24 protein-coding genes are annotated in these 22,476 nt (G+C 52.6%); 19 read left to right on the top strand and 5 right to left on the bottom strand.

All coding sequences use genetic code 11. The features are described 5' to 3' along the window. Positions 1-96 precede the first annotated feature (96 nt). From NST26_RS07715 to NST26_RS07775, 13 genes are all read left to right on the top strand, one after another. Positions 97-1,053, top strand: a complete 957-nt coding sequence (locus tag NST26_RS07715) for an AAA family ATPase (protein ID WP_076079719.1) — start codon at positions 97-99, stop codon at positions 1,051-1,053. Position 1,054: 1 nt separating this feature from the next. Further along, on the top strand, positions 1,055-2,305 hold the full coding sequence (locus NST26_RS07720; RefSeq protein WP_340955049.1) for a DUF58 domain-containing protein: 1,251 nt from the start codon (positions 1,055-1,057) through the stop codon (positions 2,303-2,305). After that, positions 2,302-4,545, top strand: coding sequence for a DUF4129 domain-containing transglutaminase family protein (locus NST26_RS07725; RefSeq protein WP_340955047.1), 2,244 nt, complete (start codon positions 2,302-2,304; stop codon positions 4,543-4,545). The genes NST26_RS07720 and NST26_RS07725 overlap by 4 nt, the downstream gene beginning before the upstream one ends. A 95-nt stretch (positions 4,546-4,640) precedes the next feature. Then, positions 4,641-5,165, top strand: coding sequence for a YqeG family HAD IIIA-type phosphatase (locus tag NST26_RS07730; RefSeq protein WP_036697929.1), 525 nt, complete (start codon positions 4,641-4,643; stop codon positions 5,163-5,165). Positions 5,166-5,173: 8 nt separating this feature from the next. Next, on the top strand, positions 5,174-6,295 hold the full coding sequence (gene yqeH, locus NST26_RS07735; protein WP_209878215.1) for a ribosome biogenesis GTPase YqeH: 1,122 nt from the start codon (positions 5,174-5,176) through the stop codon (positions 6,293-6,295). Positions 6,296-6,315: 20 nt separating this feature from the next. After that, positions 6,316-7,194, top strand: coding sequence for a shikimate dehydrogenase (aroE, locus tag NST26_RS07740; protein WP_340955045.1), 879 nt, complete (start codon positions 6,316-6,318; stop codon positions 7,192-7,194). A 51-nt stretch (positions 7,195-7,245) separates the two neighbouring features. Further along, positions 7,246-7,539 (top strand): ribosome assembly RNA-binding protein YhbY, encoded by a 294-nt coding sequence (yhbY, locus tag NST26_RS07745; protein WP_340955043.1) that lies wholly within the window; start codon positions 7,246-7,248, stop codon positions 7,537-7,539. Positions 7,540-7,551: 12 nt separating this feature from the next. Continuing rightward, a complete protein-coding gene (locus tag NST26_RS07750; protein ID WP_340955042.1) occupies positions 7,552-8,142 on the top strand; it encodes a nicotinate-nucleotide adenylyltransferase in 591 nt (196 codons plus the stop codon). Beyond that, the gene (gene yqeK, locus NST26_RS07755) at positions 8,126-8,704 is read left to right on the top strand and encodes a bis(5'-nucleosyl)-tetraphosphatase (symmetrical) YqeK (protein ID WP_339257359.1); all 579 of its coding nucleotides are present in this window, start codon (positions 8,126-8,128) and stop codon (positions 8,702-8,704) included. The genes NST26_RS07750 and yqeK overlap by 17 nt, the downstream gene beginning before the upstream one ends. Further along, positions 8,701-9,048 carry a ribosome silencing factor gene (gene rsfS / locus NST26_RS07760; protein ID WP_036725699.1) on the top strand — a complete coding sequence of 116 codons (348 nt, stop codon included), beginning with the start codon at positions 8,701-8,703 and terminating at the stop codon, positions 9,046-9,048. Before yqeK ends, rsfS begins: the two co-directional genes overlap by 4 nt. Further along, a complete protein-coding gene (locus NST26_RS07765; protein ID WP_340955040.1) occupies positions 9,045-9,968 on the top strand; it encodes a CvfB family protein in 924 nt (307 codons plus the stop codon). The genes rsfS and NST26_RS07765 overlap by 4 nt, the downstream gene beginning before the upstream one ends. Positions 9,969-9,990: 22 nt before the next feature. Then, positions 9,991-10,761 carry a class I SAM-dependent DNA methyltransferase gene (locus NST26_RS07770; protein ID WP_340958127.1) on the top strand — a complete coding sequence of 257 codons (771 nt, stop codon included), beginning with the start codon at positions 9,991-9,993 and terminating at the stop codon, positions 10,759-10,761. 412 nt (positions 10,762-11,173) lie between these two features. Further along, positions 11,174-11,536, top strand: a complete 363-nt coding sequence (locus NST26_RS07775; protein WP_340955039.1) for a hypothetical protein — start codon at positions 11,174-11,176, stop codon at positions 11,534-11,536. 64 nt (positions 11,537-11,600) lie between these two features. Here NST26_RS07775 and NST26_RS07780 read toward each other — a convergent pair whose 3' ends face one another. Continuing rightward, positions 11,601-11,759, bottom strand: coding sequence for a hypothetical protein (locus tag NST26_RS07780; RefSeq protein WP_036725695.1), 159 nt, complete (start codon positions 11,757-11,759; stop codon positions 11,601-11,603). A 118-nt stretch (positions 11,760-11,877) separates the two neighbouring features. Further along, on the bottom strand, positions 11,878-12,840 hold the full coding sequence (locus NST26_RS07785) for an ArsR/SmtB family transcription factor (protein ID WP_209878121.1): 963 nt from the start codon (positions 12,838-12,840) through the stop codon (positions 11,878-11,880). Positions 12,841-13,300: 460 nt separating this feature from the next. Here NST26_RS07785 and NST26_RS07790 point away from each other — a divergent pair, with 460 nt between their 5' ends. The 6 genes from NST26_RS07790 (at position 13,301) to NST26_RS07815 (ending at position 19,445) form a co-directional block, all read left to right on the top strand. Next, complete coding sequence (locus NST26_RS07790; protein ID WP_036725692.1) at positions 13,301-14,698, top strand: ABC transporter substrate-binding protein; 1,398 nt, start codon at positions 13,301-13,303, stop codon at positions 14,696-14,698. Between the two features lie 191 nt (positions 14,699-14,889). Further along, positions 14,890-15,780, top strand: a complete 891-nt coding sequence (locus NST26_RS07795; RefSeq protein WP_036725691.1) for a carbohydrate ABC transporter permease — start codon at positions 14,890-14,892, stop codon at positions 15,778-15,780. Positions 15,781-15,804: 24 nt separating this feature from the next. After that, on the top strand, positions 15,805-16,641 hold the full coding sequence (locus NST26_RS07800) for a carbohydrate ABC transporter permease (protein WP_076155496.1): 837 nt from the start codon (positions 15,805-15,807) through the stop codon (positions 16,639-16,641). A gap of 72 nt (positions 16,642-16,713) precedes the next feature. Further along, complete coding sequence (locus NST26_RS07805; protein WP_340955038.1) at positions 16,714-17,682, top strand: glycoside hydrolase family 43 protein; 969 nt, start codon at positions 16,714-16,716, stop codon at positions 17,680-17,682. A gap of 283 nt (positions 17,683-17,965) precedes the next feature. Continuing rightward, positions 17,966-18,559, top strand: a complete 594-nt coding sequence (locus NST26_RS07810) for an RNA polymerase sigma factor (RefSeq protein WP_036725686.1) — start codon at positions 17,966-17,968, stop codon at positions 18,557-18,559. Next, on the top strand, positions 18,516-19,445 hold the full coding sequence (locus tag NST26_RS07815) for a hypothetical protein (RefSeq protein WP_036725683.1): 930 nt from the start codon (positions 18,516-18,518) through the stop codon (positions 19,443-19,445). The genes NST26_RS07810 and NST26_RS07815 overlap by 44 nt, the downstream gene beginning before the upstream one ends. A gap of 136 nt (positions 19,446-19,581) precedes the next feature. On the opposite strand, the gene NST26_RS07820 is transcribed toward NST26_RS07815, so the two are convergent. The 3 genes from NST26_RS07820 to NST26_RS07830 form a co-directional block, all read right to left on the bottom strand. Then, complete coding sequence (locus NST26_RS07820; RefSeq protein ID WP_340955035.1) at positions 19,582-20,889, bottom strand: DUF4179 domain-containing protein; 1,308 nt, start codon at positions 20,887-20,889, stop codon at positions 19,582-19,584. Continuing rightward, entirely contained in the window at positions 20,828-21,424 is a 597-nt protein-coding gene (locus NST26_RS07825; RefSeq protein ID WP_340955032.1) for a sigma-70 family RNA polymerase sigma factor, read from the bottom strand. Before NST26_RS07825 ends, NST26_RS07820 begins: the two co-directional genes overlap by 62 nt. A gap of 157 nt (positions 21,425-21,581) precedes the next feature. Beyond that, on the bottom strand, positions 21,582-22,436 hold the full coding sequence (locus NST26_RS07830) for an AraC family transcriptional regulator (protein WP_340955030.1): 855 nt from the start codon (positions 22,434-22,436) through the stop codon (positions 21,582-21,584). Between the last annotated feature and the right edge of the window lie 40 nt (positions 22,437-22,476).

Genomic DNA, 22,476 nt, shown 5'->3' on the forward strand with positions numbered 1-22,476 from the left:
CTATAAATTCACTTGGCCTAACATGTACTTTCGGTACTCCTATCATGTAAAATGTATATATTACTGCTTATTCTGATATAGGAGGGTTTAATATACATGCCCGTACGTCAAGAATCCACGCAAATTATGAACGCTGTCCGCACTAATCTGGAATCCTGTATTCTTGGTAAAAGCTTTGAAATAGAACTGCTGCTGACTGCACTGTTAGCAGGCGGACATGTCCTGATTGAGGATGTTCCGGGGACTGGCAAAACCCAGCTTATCCGCGCGCTCTCCCGGTCGATGTCCGGCGAATACCGGCGCATCCAGTGTAACCCGGATATTCTTCCGAGTGATATTACCGGCGTATCCGTCTATCATCCGCGTGATGAGATGTTCCACTTCCGTCCGGGTCCGGTGATGACCAATATCCTGCTGGCCGATGAGATCAACCGGGCGACCACCAAGACCCAGTCCGCACTGCTTGAGGTAATGGAAGAACGCAATGTTACGGTCGATGGAGAGACCTATCCCCTTCCACATCCGTTCATGCTCTGTGCGACCCAGAATCCGATAGATTTCGAGGGAACCTATACCCTTCCCGAAGCTCAGCTGGACCGCTTCATGCTGCGGATCAGCCTGGGCTACCCCGATGCCGATACCGAGAAAAACCTGCTGCTAACCCATCAGCAGGGCCAACCGGTGGACAGGCTGGCTCCCGTAACCAGCATGGAGACGATTGCTGCCATTCAGGAGGAGATCCGCGATGTGTTCATCAGCGAGCCGGTGCTGAACTACCTGCTGGATGTGGTCCGCCAGACGCGGGTGCATCCGCTGGTGCTGCTCGGCGCAAGCCCCCGGGCATCCTTATCATTCATGATGGCCTGCAAGGCCTACGCTTTTCTCCAGGGACGGGATTATGTGCTGCCTGATGATGTGAAGACCCTGACCCCGTATACACTGGGACACCGGATCCTGCTGCGGCCGGAATCACGCCTGGACAACGTCAGCATGGACTCCCTGCTGCAGAAGCTGCTTCAGAGCATTAACGTGCCTGTAACCATGAGGCAATAAGATGAGGGCCTTACTTACGCGGGCTGCCGCTGCGGTTCAGCTGAGGAAGTTCACGGGCGTTCTGGCGATTTGGGTCATTACACTCTTCTACGTGCTGTTTCAGGGCGGCAAAACCTCGTTCATGCTGTTCATCATGGTCTCTGTTCTTTTTCTGTATCTGTTCATTGGCGGTCTTGAAGGGGTCCGGCGGGCCAGAGGCGCACGCAGCTTCTATTCCGAACAGGATAAGCCGGATCTGCTCTATGCCGGGGGTTTTTTAAAGGTGAAGCTGGAAGTGACCATTCCGGGATTTCTGCCTTTGCCCTACGTGGTTGTAAGAGAAATTTTGAAGCGCCATAACGGAGAGTCCTGGGTGTTCGAGGAGAGCCTGATTCCGAACATGGGCGGACGGGGCGAGCTGCTGTTCCAGACGCCGCTGCTGGAGCGGGGCCGTTATTCTTTTGAGAATACGGATATTCTCAGCGAGGATATCTTCGGTCTGATGGAGCATAAGGGGACCTTCAAGGCAGAAGGCCAATTCCGGGTGATGCCCCGGGCCGTCGTAGTGCCGCGCTGGCAGCTGTATGAGCGCAAGGCGCGGCTGTCGGGGCCGCAGGTATCGCTGCTTCAGTCCAGGCGCGAGACCACGCAGATCAACGGTGTCCGTGATTATGTCTACGGGGACCGGCTGACGCGCATTCACTGGAATGCAACGGCGAAGACCGGCGAGTGGAAGTCGAAGGAATTCGAGCATGAATCCGTTCCTAGAACCATTCTGGTGCTGGACGGAACCTCCAGCGGCTATTACAACTCCGCACAATTCGAGCTGGCAGTCTCGGTCACGGCTTCTCTCCTCGGCTTCGGCATCCGGGAGCGGATAGGCATCGGCCTGTGCTGTCTGGATAAGCATAATAAGGTGTTCAGTCCGGCGGAAGGCAATGCCGAGCGGCAAAAGATGATTCAATATTTAATAGACATCAACGCGGAAGGCAAGGGGCCGCTGATTGACAGGCTGGAGAGTGTCCAGCGGTTGTTCCCCAAGGGATCGTATTTCGTACTGATCAGTCCGCAGAGCGGCAGAGCGGTACTGGATACGCTGCGCTGGGCGGAGAACCGGGGGATGACCCCTTCCCATATTCATGTTCTGCATCCTTCCGGGAAATACCGGGCCGGAGAGTGGCAGAATATTCTGCACTCGCATGGCGTTACCGGACATAGCATCAGTACACTTCAGGAGCTTCCTGCGGTACTTGGAGGTGATTCTGTCCGATGAAGCACTGGTTCCAGGCGATACGTTCCTCATGGCATCACGGGCTGACGCTGCTATGGCTGAGCATTATCGCTATGCAGTGGGTGTCCTATACGGTGCCCTTCTGGCTGCAGGAGACCACCGTTTCTGTGGCGCTAACCCTGCTGGCTGTTACAGCTATTGAAATCATTTTTCCGTTCAAAAGAGTGTACCGCATGCTGCTGGAAGGCGCGGCAGTGGTATTTATTGTATACAACGTGATTATCAGCTACGGGATTTACATTCCCGATCCTCTGCTGCCGGCATTTCTTGACCGGCTGCCCGGGATAGCGGTATCGATGATTCCTTACATCTGGTTTGCGCTGGGGGCTTGGGCGCTGCTGCTTATGTCCGCTTGGTGGGTGAACGGCAAGGCGCGGATTCTGATGTTCATCGCGGCGAATATCACGGCCTTCGCCGCGCTGGATTCATTCACGACAGCGGTCATGTGGCAGGAGGTAGCCTGGACGGTCTTTGCCGGTATGGGCTGGCTGGTCACCCGGCATCTGAGGAATTTCCAGCTGCATTATCCGCGCGGCTGGACCTATATGCTGAGGTATCCGATGAAGGTTGCCTTGAATATAGCGATTATTTTCTCACTGGTTATCCTTGCCGGGGTGAATATGCCGGGCGTGCGTCCCACCTTGACCGACCCTTATACCGCCTGGCAAAAGTGGAACGGGAACTCCGTCTCGTCCAGACCCTCCTCCGGGAGCGGGGACGCTGCAAGCGGCGGGTCAGCGGCGAACGGGACGACCTCGGGCTACAGCCTGAATGATGACAATCTGGGCGGGGGCTTCAACTTCGATTATTCGCCGGTCATGCAAGTGACCTCCGATCTGCGCACCTATATGCGCGGCGAGATCCGCAGCGTGTATTCGGGCAAAGGCTGGACAGACGATGATACCTCCGGCCGGGGAACGCATAACGAGGTGCAGGTGGGCGAGCCGCTGGAACGTGCTGCCGCCTCCAAGACGGAGACCCGTACGCTCAAGCAGACTGTCAAGCTGCTCGGAGGGAACAGCTATCCGGTTTTGTTCGGCGGCTATTCGATCTCGGGGGTAGACTCGGTGGACGGGCAGGAACAGAGCAGCGGCTTGTCCTGGCGTAGTGAAGACAGTGAACTGCTGTGGAATCCCGGAGGCAAAACAAGGGCTTACCCGCAGACCTATGTGGTAACCTCGGAGGTGCCGGTGGTTCCCCTTAAGGAACTGAGCATGCAGACCTTCGAGCAGCTCTACAGCAACAAGAATATCGACCCGCAGTATCTTCAGCTCCCGGATAACTATCCTGAGCGGGTGAGCGCGCTGGCCAAGGAGATTACGGCGAGAGCGCAGACGCCTTACGAGAAGACGATTCTGCTGCAGCAATATCTGCAAGCTTCCTTCCCTTATACGAATCAGCCGGATACCTCACGGGCCAGAAGCAAGGACATGGTCGAGAGCTTCCTGTTTGAGATTAAGGAGGGATACTGCGATTACTATTCCACGGCGCTTGTCACCATGGCGAGGTCACTGGATATACCGGCCCGCTGGGTGAAGGGATATGCTCCCGGGGAGCAGGCCGAGATTCCGGATAGCGTAATGCTTCAGCAGGGCGCTGCCGGTTATGTGAATAACAACTACACGATTACCAATGCGGACGCCCACTCCTGGGCTGAGATCTATTTCGGCGATTACGGTTGGGTTCCTGTAGAGGCAACGCCGGGCTTCGATGTTCCGGTGCTGACGCAGAGTGAGCAGGATAATCCGGATCAGCCTGAAGTAGAGGTTGAGGAGCCCGAGGAGCTTGAACCGGCGGCAGCGGGCCAGACGGACAAGTCCTCCGGATTCCATCCCGGCACCTGGGCCGTGGCTGGAGCAGCTGCTGTACTCCTGCTCTGGACCCTATTCCTGATCTGGCAGCGCCGGCTGAGCCTGCGCTTCCTGATTACCCGTATGCGTCTCGGCGGTCAGCCGAGTCCGGCGCAAAAAGTTATCGCAGAAACGGAGCGCTGGGTAAGGTATATGCGCAGGAAGGGTATGCTGAAGAAAGAGCATGAAACCCTGCGCGAATCCGTGGCACGGTGGAGCGTGGAACGCCCGCAAGCTGCAGGCAGTCTTGCTGCGCTGCTGAAGATGTTCGAGCGGGCGAATTACAGCCCTGAGGTTATTGAAGACAAAGACTGGCACAGCGTGTATACTGAAGCTTTGCGGCTGCGAAAAAGCATGAAGTCCGGCAAGTAATGCCCACTGGTGATGAAATGCTGCCGGACCCTGGGGTTTTTGCAGTCCTATAGAGCCGGGTTACAAGTTTCCTGTATGAAAATGAGGTGAATGTATTGTTTGAAAGATTAGTCCCCAAGCTCCGGGTAAACACGGTGTTTGATATCGCTCTGGAGGAGCTGTACCGCCAAGGCTACCGGGGAATTATTACGGATCTGGATAATACGCTGGTCGGCGCCAAGGCGCCGCTGGCTACTCCTGAGCTGCTGCTCTGGTTCGCCAAGGTGAAGGAGCTGGGCTTCAAGCTTGTGATCGTATCCAACAACAATATGGACCGGGTGTCGCGTTTTGCCACCCCGCTGAATATTGAATTTGTACATCAGGCCAAGAAGCCCAGCAATTCCCCGTTCCTGCGGGCCATGAAGCTGATGGAGCTGGGACCGGAGCAGACGATTGTAGTCGGCGACCAGATGCTGACCGATGTATACGGCGGCAACCGGCTGGGTCTGTTCACGGTACTCGTGCTGCCGATCTCCGTCAAGGATGAGGGAATAGGAACAAGAATTAACCGCAGAGTGGAGCAGATTGCCTTGACCCGTCTGCGGAAGCAAGGATTGTGGCAAGAGGAGGATAAATCTTAATGAATGCAATGAATGATGGAACAGCGCGGCCTGAGAAATGCAGCGGCTGCGGCATTAAGCTACAGAGCGTGGACAAGGAGCTCCCCGGCTATATCCCGGAGGTCGCCTTCGAACGGGAGCCGGTAATTTGCCAGCGCTGCTTCCGGATCAAGAATTACAATGAAGCCTCTTCCGTATCGGTGAATCAGGATGAATTCCTGAAGCTGTTAAGCGGAGTAGGCGAGAAGAATGCACTGGTGATCCATATTGTGGATCTGTTCGATTTCGAAGGCAGTCTGATTTCCGGGCTGCAGCGGTTTGTCGGCAATAATCAGGTCATTCTGGCGGTGAACAAGATCGATCTGCTGCCGAAGGTGACCAACTGGAACCGATTGCGCAACTGGATGCAGCAGCGCTGTAAGGAAGAGGGATTGCGCACGGCGGAGATTGTCCTGGTCAGCGCGAAGCGCAATCAGGGCTTCGACCGTCTGCTGGAGGCCGTTACCGAGCTGCGCGGGCAGCGTGATGTATACGTTGTCGGGGCTACCAATGTAGGCAAGTCCACCTTGATTAACCGGCTGATCTCCGATTACAGTGACCTGGAAGAGGAGCTGACGACCTCCCGTTATCCGGGCACGACCCTTGATATGGTCAAAATCCCGCTGGATGACGGCCATTCCATCATTGATACGCCGGGAATCGTCTACCCGTGGCGCTACAGCGAGCTGGTTGAGCGCAAGGATCTGGGCGCAGTGATGCCCGAGAATCCGCTCAAGCCTGCGGTCTATCAGCTGAATGAAGGCCAGTCGCTGTTCTTCGGCGGACTGGGACGCTTCGACTTCATCCAGGGGGAACGCCAGTCCTTCACCTGCTTCATCAGCGGCACCCTCAAGATTCACCGCACGAAGCTGGAGCGTGCAGATTCCCTGTATCAAGACCACCGGGGTGAGCTGCTGTCTCCGCCGGGGACTGCCGACATAGACAAGCTGCCGCAGTGGCAGCGCCATGAATTCCGTATCGCCAGGAATAGTGAGACCGACCTGTTCATCTCCGGTCTGGGCTGGATCAAGGTGAACGGTACAGCCGGAGCAGTAGTAGCTGTCCATGTGCCGCGCGGCGTCAAGGTGCTTACCCGTCCTTCGCTGATCTAATTGTACAGGAGGAAGGCGACATGACTGAGACAAACAGGAACACGCAGAGTCACGGGGAGCTCCTGCTGGGCGTGATGGGTGACCCGATTGCCCAGTCCAAATCCCCGCTGATGCACGGGGCGGCGCTCCAGGCGCTCGGTCTCTCCGGCGCTTATGTGCCGCTGCACATTACGCCGGACAAGCTGGGCGATGCGGTGCAGGCGATACGGACGCTTGGCTTCCGGGGCGTGAATGTAACGATCCCCCACAAGGTTGCCGTGATGGAGTATCTGGACCGGCTGGATTCAAGTGCGGTGGATGTCGGCGCAGTCAATACCATCGTCAACGACAATGGTATACTGACCGGCTTCAATACGGATGGCATCGGATATGTCCGCTCACTGAAGACAGAGGCTGCGCCGGATCTTACCGGCACCCGCATCCTCGTGATTGGAGCCGGCGGTGCGGCCAGAGGGATTGTCTCGGCGCTGCTGAAGGAGCAGCCGGCAATGGTCCTGATTGTGAACCGAAATGAGGAACGGGCCCGTCAGCTGGCAAATAGCTTCAGCAGCCGGGGCAGCTTAACCGGAGCAGGGATGGATGCCGTTCCCGGCGTGCTTGGCAGCATGGATATTGTAATTAATACAACATCCGTAGGCATGTATCCGCATATGGAGGACATGCCGATCGATCCGGCCGGGCTGCATGAAGGGATGATCGTCAGCGATCTGATCTATAATCCGCTGCATACCCGGCTGCTTACAGAGAGTCTGAAGCGCGGCTGCACCGTTCACGGCGGGCTGGGCATGTTCGTCTACCAGGGAGCCTACGCCCTGGAGTATTGGACGGGGCTTGTGGCTCCCGCAGCGATTATGCGGCAGACTATTGCGGATTGCCTTGGCCAGGTGCCGGGCAAATGATTTTCACTAAACAGGGTAATAATATATGTTAATTAAGGAGTTTTCACATTTATGTTAACAGGCAAACAAAAACGTTATCTGCGCTCTTTGGCTCATCATCTGGATGCTGTATTTCAGGTTGGCAAAGGCGGCGTAAACGATCATCTGATCCGTCACATTGAAGAAGCTATTGAGAAACGCGAGCTGATGAAGATCAGTGTACTGAATAACAACGCTGATGATCCCAAGGAAATTGGTACCGCGCTTGCCGAGCAGTCCGGTTCGGAGCTTGTTCAGGTTATCGGCAAGACTATCGTTCTGTACAAGGAATCACGCGACAACAAAACGATCGAGCTTCCAAGATAGGAGGTTGACCTCTTGAGAGTAGGCATAATGGGAGGGACCTTCGATCCTCTGCATATCGGCCATATGATGGCTGCTGAGACGGCGCGCGAGAGCTACAGTCTGCAGGAGGTCTGGTTCATGCCTTCGCATATTCCGCCTCATAAGCATGAGGCCGGGGCAACCGGTGAAGAACGGCTGGCTATGGTGGAGGGAGCGGTGAAGAATCACCCTTCCTTTGGCATTCTTGACTGGGAAATCGTGCGGGGCGGAGTATCCTATACGCTGGAGACGGTGATTAGTCTGCAGGAGGAGTATCCGCAGCATGAATTCTTTTTCATCGTGGGTGCGGATATGGTTCAGTATCTTCCCAAGTGGCAGGGGATCGAAGAGCTGGTGCAGCGGTTGACCTTCATCGGTGTGGGACGTCCGGGCACTCCGCTGGATCTGGGACTGCTGCCGGAGTTCATTGCCGGTAAAGTGCTGCTGGCGGATATGCCGCTGGTCGATCTCTCCTCCACCATGCTCAGAGCCCGGGCCGCCGAAGGAAAGTCGATCCGCTATATGGTTCCGGATGCTGTATATGAATATGTTCAAAGGAGTGGATTGTATGGAGTACAGCCGTGAAGCGCTGATTGAGGCGGTCTCCGGCCAGATGCCGGACAAACGCTGGAAGCATACACTCGGTGTGATGGAGTCTGCTGTGAAGCTGGCGCAGCGGTATGGCGCTGACCCGCAGCGGGCCGAGACCGCCGCCATCCTGCATGATGTGGCCAAATATTGGCCGGTGGAACGGATGCGGGAGATCATTGAACAGAACGGATTATCCGCTGAGCTTTTGAAATATGACAAGCAGCTATGGCATGCTGAGGTTGGTGCTTATACCGCCGAGCATGATTATGGCATTACGGATTCGGAGGTACTGGATGCGATCCGTTACCATACCTCGGGCCGGGAGAACATGGGCCTGCTGGAGCGGATCGTCTGTCTGGCTGATTATATTGAGCCTGGACGGGACTTCCCCGGTGTGGAGGAGATCCGCAGGCTATCGAAGGTAAGCCTGGAGGAAGGGCTGATTGCCGGACTGGACTCCACTATACGCGTACTGCTGGAGAAGCGCCGGGTCGTATTTCCGCTTACGGTGCTGGCGCGCAACGATTTAGTTAGAACATTGGAGGATAAACTATGAGTGTACAATCAAACAAGCTGTTTGAACTGGCGTTACACGCCGTTCAGGATAAAAAAGCAATGAATGTGGTGGCCCTCGATCTGCGCAGTGTGTCGCCGATCAGCGATTATTTCATCATCTGCCACGGTAATTCCGATACCCAGGTTCAGGCAATTGCCACTGAGGTGCGCAAGGTTGTTCATGAAGCTGGCGGAATGATCAAAGGCATTGAGGGGATGGATGCCGCACGCTGGGTACTGATGGACCTTGGCGATGTGATCGTCCATGTCTTCCACCGCGATGAACGTGAATATTACAATATTGAGCGTCTGTGGTCGGATGCCAAGGTCGTGGAGACGGTATGAGTCTGATTGCAGGAACTACGGTTACGCTTGAAGTGATGCGGGAGGTATCCCCTTACGGATACTTCCTGAGCGCAGGTGACCAGGATATCATGCTTCATTACACCGAGCTTGTGGGCAGCAAGCCGAAGATCGGCGACAAGGTGGAGGTCTTCCTCTTCTTCGATACCGAGGACCGTCCTGCGGCAACGATGAAGAAGCCTTATCTGACGCTTGGCGAGATGGCGCTGCTTGAAGTGGCGGATATCCATCCCCGGCTGGGCTGCTTTCTGGAGATGGGGCTTGGACGGCAGCTGCTGCTGCCGCTCAGCGAGCTTCCTGAGCTGGTGGAGCTGCGTCCGCAGATTGGCGACAAGGTCTTCGCAATTATGGAGCATGACAAGCAGGGACGTCTCCGTGCCAAGCTGGCCGGAGAGCAGGAGCTTGCGCCGCTGGCCTTGCCTGCACCGGAATCGTGGCAGGGGCAGACGGTCACTGCCCGGGTATACAAGCCGCTGCAGATGGGCACCTTCGTGCTTGTAGATGCCGGTGTGCTCGGCTTCGGCATCATCGGTATGGTCCACTCCTCTGAACGCGTTCGCTTGCTGCGTCTGGGTGAAGTGATTGAAGCGCGCGTGGCCCATATCCGTGAGGATGGCCGCGTCAACCTTAGCATGGGCCACCGCAAGGAAGTGGGCCGTGATGTGGATTCGGCGGCTCTGCTGGATTTTCTGGCTTCCCGTCCAGGCGGCGGAATGCCATATTCGGATGCTACACCTCCCGATATTATCAAGCAGCGCTTCGGCATCAGTAAATCAGCGTTCAAGCGCGCGCTTGGCAAGCTGATGAAGGAAGGGATGGTTGTCCAGAAGGAGAACTGGACCTATCTGGCTGCCCGCGAAGAGGAGCAGGCCGGACCGGACAGCGATTCTGACAATCAATAGTATAGAGAAAGCGGTGTACGCAGTGTCTTCCTATGGCAAATTTGCTTATGTATACGATGCGCTTATGGCGGATATGCCGTATCCGGATTGGCTGGCCTTTGCCGAGACGGCATGGGGCAAATACGGCAAGCCGCGCACGGTAGCCGAACTCGGCTGTGGTACCGGCAGCCTGACGATTCCGCTGGCGGGGGCAGGTTACCACATGACGGGGATTGATCTTTCTTCGGACATGCTGTCCGTTGCCCAGCGTAAGCTGGAGCAGCAGCCGCAGGGACGGCGCTTTTTGCGGGAGGGCAGTGTGCAGTGGGTTCAGCAGAACATGAAGGAATGGGAGCTGCCGGAGCCGGTAGACGCCGTCATCTCCTTCTGCGACTGCCTGAACTATGTGCTGGAGGAGCAGGACATCCGGTCTGTGTTCTCCAGTACATATGACGGACTGAAGCCAGGCGGGACCTTCTTGTTCGATGTGCATCATCCGAACACGCTGATCCGCTATGAGGAAGAGCAGCCTTTTGTACTGGATGAGCCGGAGGTATCCTACATCTGGACCTGTGAGCTGGATGTGCCGCGCCGGGAGATTGAGCATCACCTGTCCATCTTCGCCCGCGAGGAGGGCCGTTCAGACACGTACCGGCGCTTCGAAGAGACTCATACCCAGCGTGCCTATGACCCGGAGTGGATGAAGCAGGAGCTGCTTGCCGCCGGATTCAGCGAGGTGTCGGTGTATGCGGACTTCGAGTGGGTGGCGGCGGATGATTCGGCGCAGCGGCTGTTCTATGTGGCTGTGAAATGAAGCTGCTAAAGAAAACTTGAAGCGTAATCGTCACTGCGGAGAACATTTGGACTTTTAGCCGCTGGTCAACAGAGTTCTTTATTGTATAGAGCACAGATGAGAACTTGAAGCGTAATCGTCACTGCGGTGAACATTTGGACTTACGGCCGCTGTTGTCTGCAGATTTCATGATTTAATACTGCTGTTCGCGGTAGAAATCCGCAGACAAAGGCGGACGCTACCGCTCCTACAGTTCCAAATTTCCCCTCCGTTCCTTTTTGCTTCTTGTTGAATTCTTTAGAGCTTCATATATGGTTGAGGTTGTATTGGAGGTCCTTACCTGAATTAGGTAAGGGCCTTCTTTGATCTTGATATGGATCAAATGTGTGTGGAAAACAGCATACAATCGGCACAACTGAGGTGCATGGACCAAATGTATGTGAAAAACACCATACAATCGGCGCTGCTGAGGTACATGGACCAAATGTATGTGGAAAACAGCATACAATCGGCGCTGCTGCTGAGGTACATGGACAAAATGTATGTGGAAAACAGCATACAATCGGCGCTGCTGGGTCATATGGACAAAATATATGTGGAAAACAGCATACAATCGGCGCTGCTGAGGTACATGGACAAAATGTATGTGGAAAACAGCATACAATGGGCGCTGCTGAGGTACATGGACAAAATGTATGTGGAAAACAGCATACAATCGGCGCGATGTGCTGATGCGAGGGCGAGTGAGGCAGATGTACAAGTACCATATGTACAAGGGACGCATCAGCCGTTCTAATCTGCAAGACATAGCAAACCGGACCCTATCCGAAGGATACGGTCCGGTCATCTTTCAAGCAGGCTTACCGGTGTTCGAACAAATCGATGGTGCCGAGTACAATATGCGCCAGACCAAATCCAAGAATGCCGGTTGCCGCGATCTTATATCTGCTTCCCAGAAAAGCTGCACTCGAAGCAGTAACTACGGTCCCCAGTACGGCGGGTATCATCCCTTCACGCATTCGAAACACTCCCTCACGGTAGTTTGAAAGACATTCGTTAGTGTGGGTTACGGAGGGAACAATTATACTTAGAGTTTATGCCAGCGGCGGCAGGGAGGCGGCTATCTGTCATAAACAGTCAATCAGCCACTCCCGCTGTGGTCGCCGGCCGGCCGGCAGGATCTTCGACCTCATGCACATTATAGAGCACACGCGCCAGCAGATCCTGGCTGTAATTGCCGAAGTGCTTGCCGTAAATGGTCAAGCCGCGTTTGTTAACCGGCTTGTCGGTGACGGCAATGCGGAAGGTCAGTTCGCTCTTGTAATCCAGCTTAATGTCATCCAAGGTGATGTCTGAGATGCGGCAGCCGTCAATGAAGCTGCCCTCCTGGTTAATGCGGATCAGCTTCAGCATGCCATACTGGTTAAGGTGGGGTGGCCACCAGTCCGGGTTGAAGGTGCCGCGTGCATCGCCGAAGTCCCCGGGGCTGGTCCAGAAGCCGATCTCAATTCCGTTCACATAGAAGTACAGATCCGAGGGGTAATTGTCGCTGAACCCGGGAGCCTCGGAGCCGATCTCCATGGAGAACTGGATTTCCCGGAAGGTCTGGTTGGCTTTGAGATAGTTAGGGATGCGGTACTCCAGGAAGCCTTCGGCCATCCAGATAATCTCGGAATCGATCCGCTGGGGATCGGCGAAGTAACGCGGCTCGTCGAAGTCCCCGATGATGCTGTCCTTGGTGGCCAGACCGCAGGTCGGAACAGCCTGATAATTACTGTAATGGCCCACCTGAATCTCGACCTCGTACAGATTATCGACATCCTTGCTGCGCAGATCCACCATCAGCTTATCTTTATTCAGGTAGCAGACCTTTTGAATTCCGTGTTTGCCTACGGCCGTATTGATCTCAATTAAGCCGCTCTCCTCCAGCTTCTTGATATGCATTGTAATGGCCCCGTTGCTGAGATTCAGCTTCTTGGCAATTTCGTTGAGATTCAGGGCCTGATTGGTCGCCAGCAGCTCAAGAATCTGAATGCGGATTTCCGAGCTGAGCGCCTTGAAGATATCAATCCCGCTCATCAGATCTTTAATATAAATCATATTTAGAATACCTTCTTCCACTGAGGTCATGAGAATCGAAACTATTTTATAAAATTATAAACTAACCCACCCTAAAAGGAAAGTATTCTGCCTTTTTTTGTAGAAAACGATTAAATTTAAGTTAAAAGCAAAAGTTTAAGGCTGTTTGTTTTACATAAATATGAATACTTAATGCGCGGTTAAGTCAATATTAAATGATTTTTTTCAGTAAAAAGACAATTTACAACGTTTAGTTTGAATATCTTTAAAAAGATTTAACTTTTATATTTACACTCCACTTTATATATGCTATTTTATACCTGTAAGCGAATACATTCAATTGTTTCTCAATTATTTGATTAAAGTGTGAAATATAGTACATCATGCGGTAGCTTGAACTAACAGAGCCGGTGAGGTTCCCTAGTTCTTCTATATAGATTGTATCAATTGAATTGCTCAGCAAATCCTAGGAGGGGTTACAGTGTTAAAGAAAAAGGGCTGGTTCACACTGCTGTCGTTGGTTCTGATGGTATCGGTTGTACTTACAGGCTGCGGCGGGAAGAACAATGCATCGTCCGGGGGCAATAGCGGAAGCGAAGCTACGGCGAATGCCGGGAGCAAGGATTCCAAGGAAACCAAGAATCTTACCTTTATGTTCCGCGGGGGAACCGATGAGCAGAAGGCCTATGAGGGTGTAGTGAAAAAATATGAAGCCGATCATCCAAACGTCAAGGTTAAGATCGTTGTGACTGCGGCGGATCAATATGCGACTAAGCTGAAAGCCTCTATTACGGGAAACAGCGTTCCGGACGTATTCTATTTTGAATCCGGTGATCTGAAGGCTTATGTGAACAGCGGTGTGCTGCTGGACCTGACCAGCTATGTGGAGAAGAACCCTAACATTGATTTGAATAATATCTGGAAATATGGCGTGGATCTGTACCGTTACGACGGCACCATGGCAGGGCAAGGCAATCTGTACGGGATGCCCAAGGACGTAGGCCCTTTTGCACTCGGCTATAATAAGACCATGTTCGAAGCTGCGGGTATCCCGCTGCCGGACAAAGACAAACCGTACACCTGGGATGAATTCATCAAAGTCGCCCAGCAGCTGACGATTGACAAGGACGGGGACGGCAAGCTGGATCAATTCGGCGCAGGCTTCAACGTGCAGTGGGCCTTGCCTTCCTTCGTCTGGAGCAACGGGGCGGACTGGCTGGATGCGACTAAGACCAAGGTTACGATTGATGATCCGAAGTTTATCGAAGCCCTGCAATTTTTCACTGACATGCAGCTTAAATACGGAATTACGCCATCAACGGAACAAGCTCAGACTCTGGATACCTACCAGCGCTGGATGAAAGGTGAAATGGCCTTCTTCCCTGTAGGTCCTTGGGATATGAGCACTTACGAGAAGCTTCCCTTCGATTATGACCTGATTCCATATCCTGCCGGCTCTACAGGCAAATCCGCCACATGGACCGGCTCACTCGGTATCGGTGCTTCCGCCAAAACCAAGCATCCCGATGAAGCCGTGGATCTGATCAACTATCTGACGGCCTCCAAGGAGGGAATGGAAGCGTTGGTGAAGGCTAAGGTGCAAATTCCGAACCTGATGGATATGGCTAAGGAATGGGCTGCTGATACTACGACCAAACCGGCGAACAAGGAAGAATTCCTCCAGGTCGTGAATGAATATGGACGGGTGCTGCCTGGCCACTACACGTACAATGCTGAATGGTATAACCTGTTCTACACGGACATCCAGCCAGTGCTTGACGGCAAGGTTACCCCTGAGGAGTATGTGAAGACGGAACAGCCGAAGATGCAGAAGCTGCTGGATAAAGCGGTTGAGCAAGAGGCGAAATCCAAGAAATAAGCGGTACGCATCGTTCTTATCCAGCATACAAAGTGATGCTCGGTCTCCTGTAACAGCGGGCCGGCATCACTTTATTCTGAGATGAACTTGTATATATTTTGGGGACCCCGCAAAGTATCTGAATACTCATCGGAGCTGATGCATCACTTTGTGGGGAAAGTTATAGACTATCCGAATTTGAGGTGATTCTAATGAACACTAAGCTGGGTCTGTACCGCAAGGAGAAAATCTACGGATTTCTGTTTATCCTGCCTCCGCTGCTGGGACTGCTGATTTTTACACTGTATCCGATGATCTATTCGATCTATGGCTCATTCACGGATTGGGATGGGCTCGGCCAGATGAACTTCATCGGCCTCGGCAACTTCAAGGATCTGTGGTCGGATGAGCTGTTCCATAAGGCCTTATTCAATACTTTGTTTATGATGCTTGGCATTCCGATTGGCATTACGCTGGCGCTGCTGCTGGCGCTTGGGCTTAACCGGGGGGTGCCCGGGACTACAGCGTTCCGGGTCATCTATTATGTTCCGGTCATTTCTTCTCTGGCCGCAGTATCGATCATGTGGAACTGGGCCTATAACGGTGATTATGGTCTCGTCAACCAGTTCCTTGATCTCTTCGGAATCAGCGGGCCGAACTGGATGGCGAATAAATATACGGTCAAGCCGGCGCTGATCATTATGGCGGTATGGAAGGGCCTCGGTTATACGATGCTGCTCTATCTGGCGGCGCTGCAGAGTGTCTCCAGATCTTATTATGAAGCGGCGGAGCTGGACGGAGCCAGCGGCTTCAAGTCCTTCTGGCATATCACCTGGCCGATGGTGCGCCCGGTAACCTTTTTCATCATCGTGACCAACATTATTGGAGGATCGCAAATTTTTACCGAGATGAACATTATGACCCCTACAGGCGGGCCTGAATATGCTTCAGCCTCCGTGGTGTTCTACATTTGGCAAAAAGCCTTCGGCAACTTCCAGATGGGCTATGCCTCTGCTATGGCGGTATTCCTCGGCGTGTTCATATTTGTTGTGACTCTTATCCAATTCCGAATGAACGAGAAGCAATCGTTCGATGTCGATTAACTGAAGAGGGAGGAGACCATAAATATGACGAGCAGAAGAAGAGTTACGCATAGCATTATCTTTGTTCTACTTTTAATCGGCGCGGTGTTCATGATCGGCCCGTTGCTCTGGATGCTGTCCACCTCATTCAAGGATAAGCAGGATGTGTTCGCCCTGCCTCCGGTGTGGATTCCGCGGCCGTTCCATTTCGATAAATATAGTGAGATCTGGGAAGCGGGTCCGCTGCTGAGCGGGATCAAGAACAGCTTGATTATCGCCGTCACAGTAACGATCGTGGGTACGTTCACCTCCAGTCTTGCGGCGTTTTCGTTTGCTAAATTGCGGTTTCCGGGTAAAAATAAAATATTCCTGCTGATGCTGTCATCCCTGATGATTCCGTATCCGGCAGTTATGATTCCGCAGTTCTTCATGTTCTCGAAGCTGGGCTGGATTGATACGCTGCTGCCGCTGATCGTGCCGGGCTTGTTCGGCAATATCGTCATGATCTTCTTCCTGCGGCAGTATCTGAGCAGTGTGCCGAATGCCATTATCGAAGCGGCCAAAATCGACGGAAGCTCGTACTTCCGCCTGTACAGCTCGATTACCTTCCCGCTTATCAAGCCGGCGGTTGCAGCGCAGCTGATCCTGTGGTTCATGGGCATCTGGAACGACTACCTGTCTCCGATTATCTATCTGAATTCACCGGAGAAGCAGACCCTCCAGCTGGTTATCGCCAACTTCAATGCGACCTATGCGATCCAGACGGACTATCCGCTGATTATGGCGGCTTCGATTATTGCCCTGCTGCCGATGCTGATTATCTTCCTTGTTTTCCAAAAGCAAATTATTGAATCAGTTGCCATCTCCGGAGTGAAGGGCTGACCCTTCCTTCGGAATACCGAAATACCGGCTGAGACCACCAGCCACCAGTTCAAGACCAAAGGAGAAACCATAATGAATACAAATAGAGAGTACACTAACCCGCTTGTCGAACAGCGTGCAGATCCCTGGATATACAAGCATACCGACGGCTATTACTATTTCACCGCTTCCGTGCCGGAGTACGACCGGATTGAGGTACGCAGAGCGTTAACGATTGAGGGACTTCGGGAAGCACAGCCGGTAGTTGCCTGGCGCAAATATGAGAGCGGCCCGCTCAGCGCCAATATCTGGGCACCCGAAATCCATTATATTGACGGCAAATGGTATATTTACTTCGCGGCGGCCCGGACCACGGAGACGAAGGAAGGGCTGTTCGACCACCGGATGTACGCCCTGGAGAATACTTCGGCGGACCCGCTGCAAGGGGAGTGGGTGGAGAAGGGCCAGATAAAAACGGCCTGGGAATCCTTTGCCTTGGACGGTACCTCATTTGGGCATAAGGGAGTACAGTACTATGTATGGGCGCAAAAGGACCCTGAGATTGGCGGCAACTCCAATCTGTATATCTCAGCCATGGAGAACGGCTGGACGCTCAAGGGTCCGCAGACGATGATCTCTTCGCCGGAGTATCCGTGGGAGGTCATCGGCTTCAAGGTGAATGAAGGCGCTGCGGTGCTGAAGCGGGGCGGCCGGATCTTCGTGAGCTTCTCGGCCAGCGCCACCGATCATAACTATTGCCTGGGACTGCTTACCGCAGACGAGGACAGCGATCTGCTGGACGCCGCATCCTGGACCAAGCATCCCGAGCCGGTGTTCCAGACCAGTGAGGAGAACGGGCAGTACGGTCCGGGTCATAACAGCTTCACAGTGGACGAGAACGGCGAGGATGTGCTGATCTACCATGCCCGAAGTTATAAGGAGATCACCGGAGACCCGCTCTACGACCCCAACCGCCACACCCGTGCCAAGCGCCTGCGGTGGAACGCGGACGGCACGCCGGATTTCGGGGTGCCGGTGAAGGATAGCCTGAGCAAGTTCTGATAATAAACGGAGATCCGGCAGCTCCGAAGCATTCAATGCATCAGGAACGCGGCTATTGCGGCGCTGCTTAAGCGGTTGACTCCCTAGAAATACACTATAATAGAGGTAGCCAAGGACATTATGATGATGTCCTTGGCTACCTCTATTTTTACATAGGTTCAGCCTGGAGAAGTTGACCTTGCGCGGATTCAACTTTATTAGCCGGGATGTCACATCAGGGCAGGGCTCATCCGTAGTACAGAATATAAAGAGTTCACAGGGACTTTAGGAAAGAGGTGGGAAAATGGATGAAACTGATCTGCAGCAGATCATCCCGGATATCCTCAACGGGGATACTGCTCAGTTTGAACAGATCATGCACCGGTATCAGAGACGGATTTTTTCGTATTGTTACCATATGTTAGGTCATTATACAGAAGCGGAGGATTGTACGCAGGAGGTATTTATTAAGACATTCCGGAAGTTAAGCCAATACAACCTGGAGAAGCCTTTTGAAGCCTGGTTGTATGCGATAGCCTCTAACTGCTGTATCGACACCATTCGTAAGCGAAGGTTAAGTAAATATCTTCCATTCCTGTATCGCAGCGATGAACAGAATCAGCATGTAGATCAAGCCATTGAGGATAACTATTACAATGAGCATGTTCTGCGGGCAATGTCCAAATTGACACCTGAGGAACGAAGCCTGCTGATTCTGCGATGTGTGGAAGATAAGGGCTATAAGGAAATCGGAGAAATTATGCAGCAAAACAGCAGCAGTCTCCGTAAGAAATTTGAACGCACGGCAGCTAAATTCAGAAAGTATCATGCTCATCTTACAGGAGGGATATCGGATGGATCACGACAGCAGTCAAGACCTCAGAACCATATTTCATAACGTCAAAGTTCCTGAGGCAGATGTAACGAAAGCTGTGATGAATATATTGGAGGATGAGAAAATGAATAAACGGGTTACCTTCTATTCTAAATATAAGCTGAGTACTCTTATCGTACTGGCATCACTGTTGTTAGCTTCATCAGCCTTTGCGGCTACACAGCTGATTACACTCACGAACAACAAAGGGGATGTAATCTATGAGGAAAAGAAATTCGAGGATTCAAATTTTCCGGATTATACGAAGGAAGAGCAGCTACGCAGCTTAAAAGCACACGGTCTAGGAAACGACTTGCTGCAGCCGGGCCAGGCAGCAGCAATCTATATGGCAGGAGAGAATACTGAGGGAGAGCTTTACATCAGGAGAGGAGCAGCATCCGGGTTCTCGGATGCAGCTACACTTCGCGATGAGCTGAAGCAGTCCGGCGCACTTATTTATGATAGGCTGCAGGATAAATATGATTTTGTTACAGGTGCTTTGACCTATAATCCTGATCCGCTCACCGACCAGAAAGAAGCTGAATTGACAGAACAATTAGCGCAAGAAGCCCGGGATTCCAAAGATGGATATGCTATGAGAATGCTTGATGTGTCTAAAGAGGGCTGGAGTATGATCGTTACGTATAAAGGGGAGGGACAAATGATTCTCGTTCAGCCGATGAAAATGAATGAGAAGTTAACGATACACCATTCTGAGGAGCCGTCAGCAGAGACTATAACAGTCGATGGTGTTGAAATGCTATATTCCTTATATACAAGCGGCAGCCAAGGGATTCGTTTCATTCACAATCTTCCCAGCAGTGATTTCCACATCGTTTATTATATTGAGGCTACCAAGGGGGTTACCAAGGAGGAATTGCTTGAGATCGCCAAAGCTTATTTGCAGTAATCATCTGATCAGCAGATATAAAGCCTATAAAAACTTGAAGCCTTTAGCCCCACTTGCAGCGTGGGGCTAAAGGCTTTTATTGGATTCTGATCAGCCGCTGCCTTCATCGGCTAACTACGTTCCTGCACGAACTGTTTTATTTGTCCCCTAGAGGAACCGGAATAGTGTGTCTATAGAACTTAATATAGTGGAAGCCGTCCATCTCCAGGAATTCCGGCTTCTCTGTGGTCTGGAAGGAGTATGTGCGTTCCCACAGGATATTACCGTTCTTGAGGTCCCACGGGCGGGAATCGGATATCGAACTGACGGGAACGGCGGCTCCTCCGGCTTGAACAGCCAAAGTATCCTTATCCAGCATAGTGAACTGCTTCCCGGCGACCACAATATCATAGCCGTCAGCAGTCCGGGAGACGCTGCGAATCCAGAGTTTCTCCTCGCCGACTGTAACGGAGTGGTCTGAGGGTGAGGCCAGCGGGATCGGCTGCCCGACCTTCTGATATCCGCTGAAATTATCCAGTACAAGTTCAACACTTTGCAGCTTGTCTGTGGGCAGCACATCGTATTCAATTATAAATTCCGGGGTTCCCTTTTTGCTGGAATTCGTCCCCCGCATCGACCGGGAATTCATTTCCGTCCCATTCACATACAGTTTGGTTACAGCAGAGAATCTTGGATTTTCTCCATTATCCATCTTATAATGTCCCTTTACGATGGTTGACGTAGGAGAAGCCGTAATCGTGTCATAGTAGACGGTTCCCTGATCCACCGCTACAGCCTGGTCAATATCCGCAACGAGCAGGCTTTTCATGGCAAGGTTCGGGTCATATTTGAAAGAAATAGGGAATTGAACCAGTTCTCCGCTTGTCAGCTTTGCATTGAAATTCACGGTTAAATTTCTGGAAAAAGGGCTGACCGGCTCAAATTTGTAAACACCCTCGTACCGGGTCTTGTCCGGGCTGTAATCTCCGCCGCCTCCGATAGGATCAGAGTCAGTAAACAAGCCTTTAATATTATTGAAGGAGTAATTCGAGAAGGCCGTCTCATCAAACACCCGGCCGGCCGGAAGCTGTATACTGTAAAGCATCAGCAGATTATTATCGTCTGCAATCACACCTTTGATGGTGAAGACGGTCCCGTCCTTAAGTGTTTTGCTTTGGTTGACCGTTTGTCCGTAACCCTGCTTAACCACTTGAGCGAAGTTCACTGTATTCAGCTCAGTCTGACTGAACAGCTTCCCGCCGTAATAGGCCAACGCCGGATACTGATAGACGCCCACTGTCAGTAACATGGCTGCGGCGGCTGTGGCGGCCCAGGTCCGTGTCCGTCCAGCCCGTGATTTCCGTCTAACCGGAGCCTGCTCCAGCGCCTTCCGCAATCTGCCTTCAAGTTCTGACGGCGTCATGGTCTGCTGATGCTCCTGTAATCTCTCCTCGATCGTTCTCATAACGGTCACCTCCAATCATAGCTTTTAATTTCTGTATTCCCTGCGATATTCTGGACTTGATCGTGCCGACCGGCGCTTCGGTGATATCGGCAATGGTCTGATACGGCAGATCGTGGACATAACGCAGTTCAATCGCCTCCCGCTGTCGGGGATTCAAATGTGCGAGCAGGACGGACAGATCCATTTCAGATTCGGTATCGCGGTACGGGTTAGTGGCAGTCCATGCCTCCATTGCAGGCTCCGGCGCCTCGTCCTCCTCCAGGGGAACGAACCGGTTCTGGTTGCGGAGGACCGTTTTGCAGCGGTTGACCAGAATGGTTTTACTCCAGCTATAGAAGGCCTCACTCTTCTTCAATTGCGCCAGCTTCTCATAGAGCGTGACGATCATATCCTCCATTACATCCATCGCGTCATGCTCATTCCTCATGTAGCTATAGGCAAGACGATAATAAGCGTCCTGTTCGGCTAGGATCAGTTCTAATAATGCTTCTTTGTTACCGCGCTGTGCGGCTCTGACAAGACGTCTTATATTCATATGCTCACCCCTTTCACAGATAAGAGTGCGTAGCCGCCCGGAAAGTTCATTATGCTCTCAAAAAAATATCCACAGCCTATTCCAGAGAAATTCCTAGTCTCTGGAAGGGCTGTGGAGGGAGCGAAGAAGAGGCAGGAGCTGGCGAATGCTCTCACGCTCATTCATAGAACAGCAGGCGCTTGGCATAAGCGTTGCGGAACTCGGTGGGAGTAAGGCCGACAATTTTTTTGAACGATTTCATGAAATTATGGCAATCCTTATAGCCTAGCTGCAATGACACTTCGCTGACGTTCTGGTTGGTGTCGGTCAGCAGGAATTTCGCCAGCTCCATCTTCTGCTGCAGAATATATTGCTTCAGGGAGATCCCGGAGATGACGGTGAACAGATGGGAGAGATACTTCTCGTTATAGCCGAAATAGGCGGCGATCTGTGATACCTTAATATGCTCGCTGCGGCTCCATTTGATGTAATCTACAATATCGTTGTAGAGCTGCTCCTGCTTGGTTCTTTTGAACGGATCGGCATCGGTTGGCAGGGTCTGGCTGTACAGCTCGCACAGAATAACGGTAGACATATAGTTGCCCAGCACCGTCTGATTGTAGCTCCGCACCGAGTCCTGGAGCTGCTTCATCATGACGATGATTTTCTCGACATTCCGCAGGGTTCCGTATTGAGGTAGGTGAATTACATATTCTTCCTTGTCGCCGTTTGACGGAGGGGGGCCCGCAGTCTGACTACCGTTCGCAGCATGAAAATGCAGCCAATAAAAGCTACAGTCTGAAGACTTGTACCCGTATTGTCTGGTAAGCGGAGGCAGGAGCAGGAACTCGCCTTTGGAGACGGTGAACTGCTGGTTGTCACCCGCCAGGTAGAGCACGCCTTCGGTCATAACTATCAGCTCATAATCCTGCAAAATCCGGCTTAAGTGAATCCACTCCGCCGAGGGGGCCACGAATTTGCCGGTCATCTCCAGATGTACCGGCTTATCTACCAGCAGTGTGAATGCAGTCATGTCATAATCCCCCTCGGTGTGGAAATAGTCTTATCCTATT

The sequence above is a fragment of the Paenibacillus sp. FSL R7-0128 genome, from assembly GCF_038002245.1.
Lineage (GTDB): Bacteria > Bacillota > Bacilli > Paenibacillales > Paenibacillaceae > Paenibacillus_AQ > Paenibacillus_AQ silagei.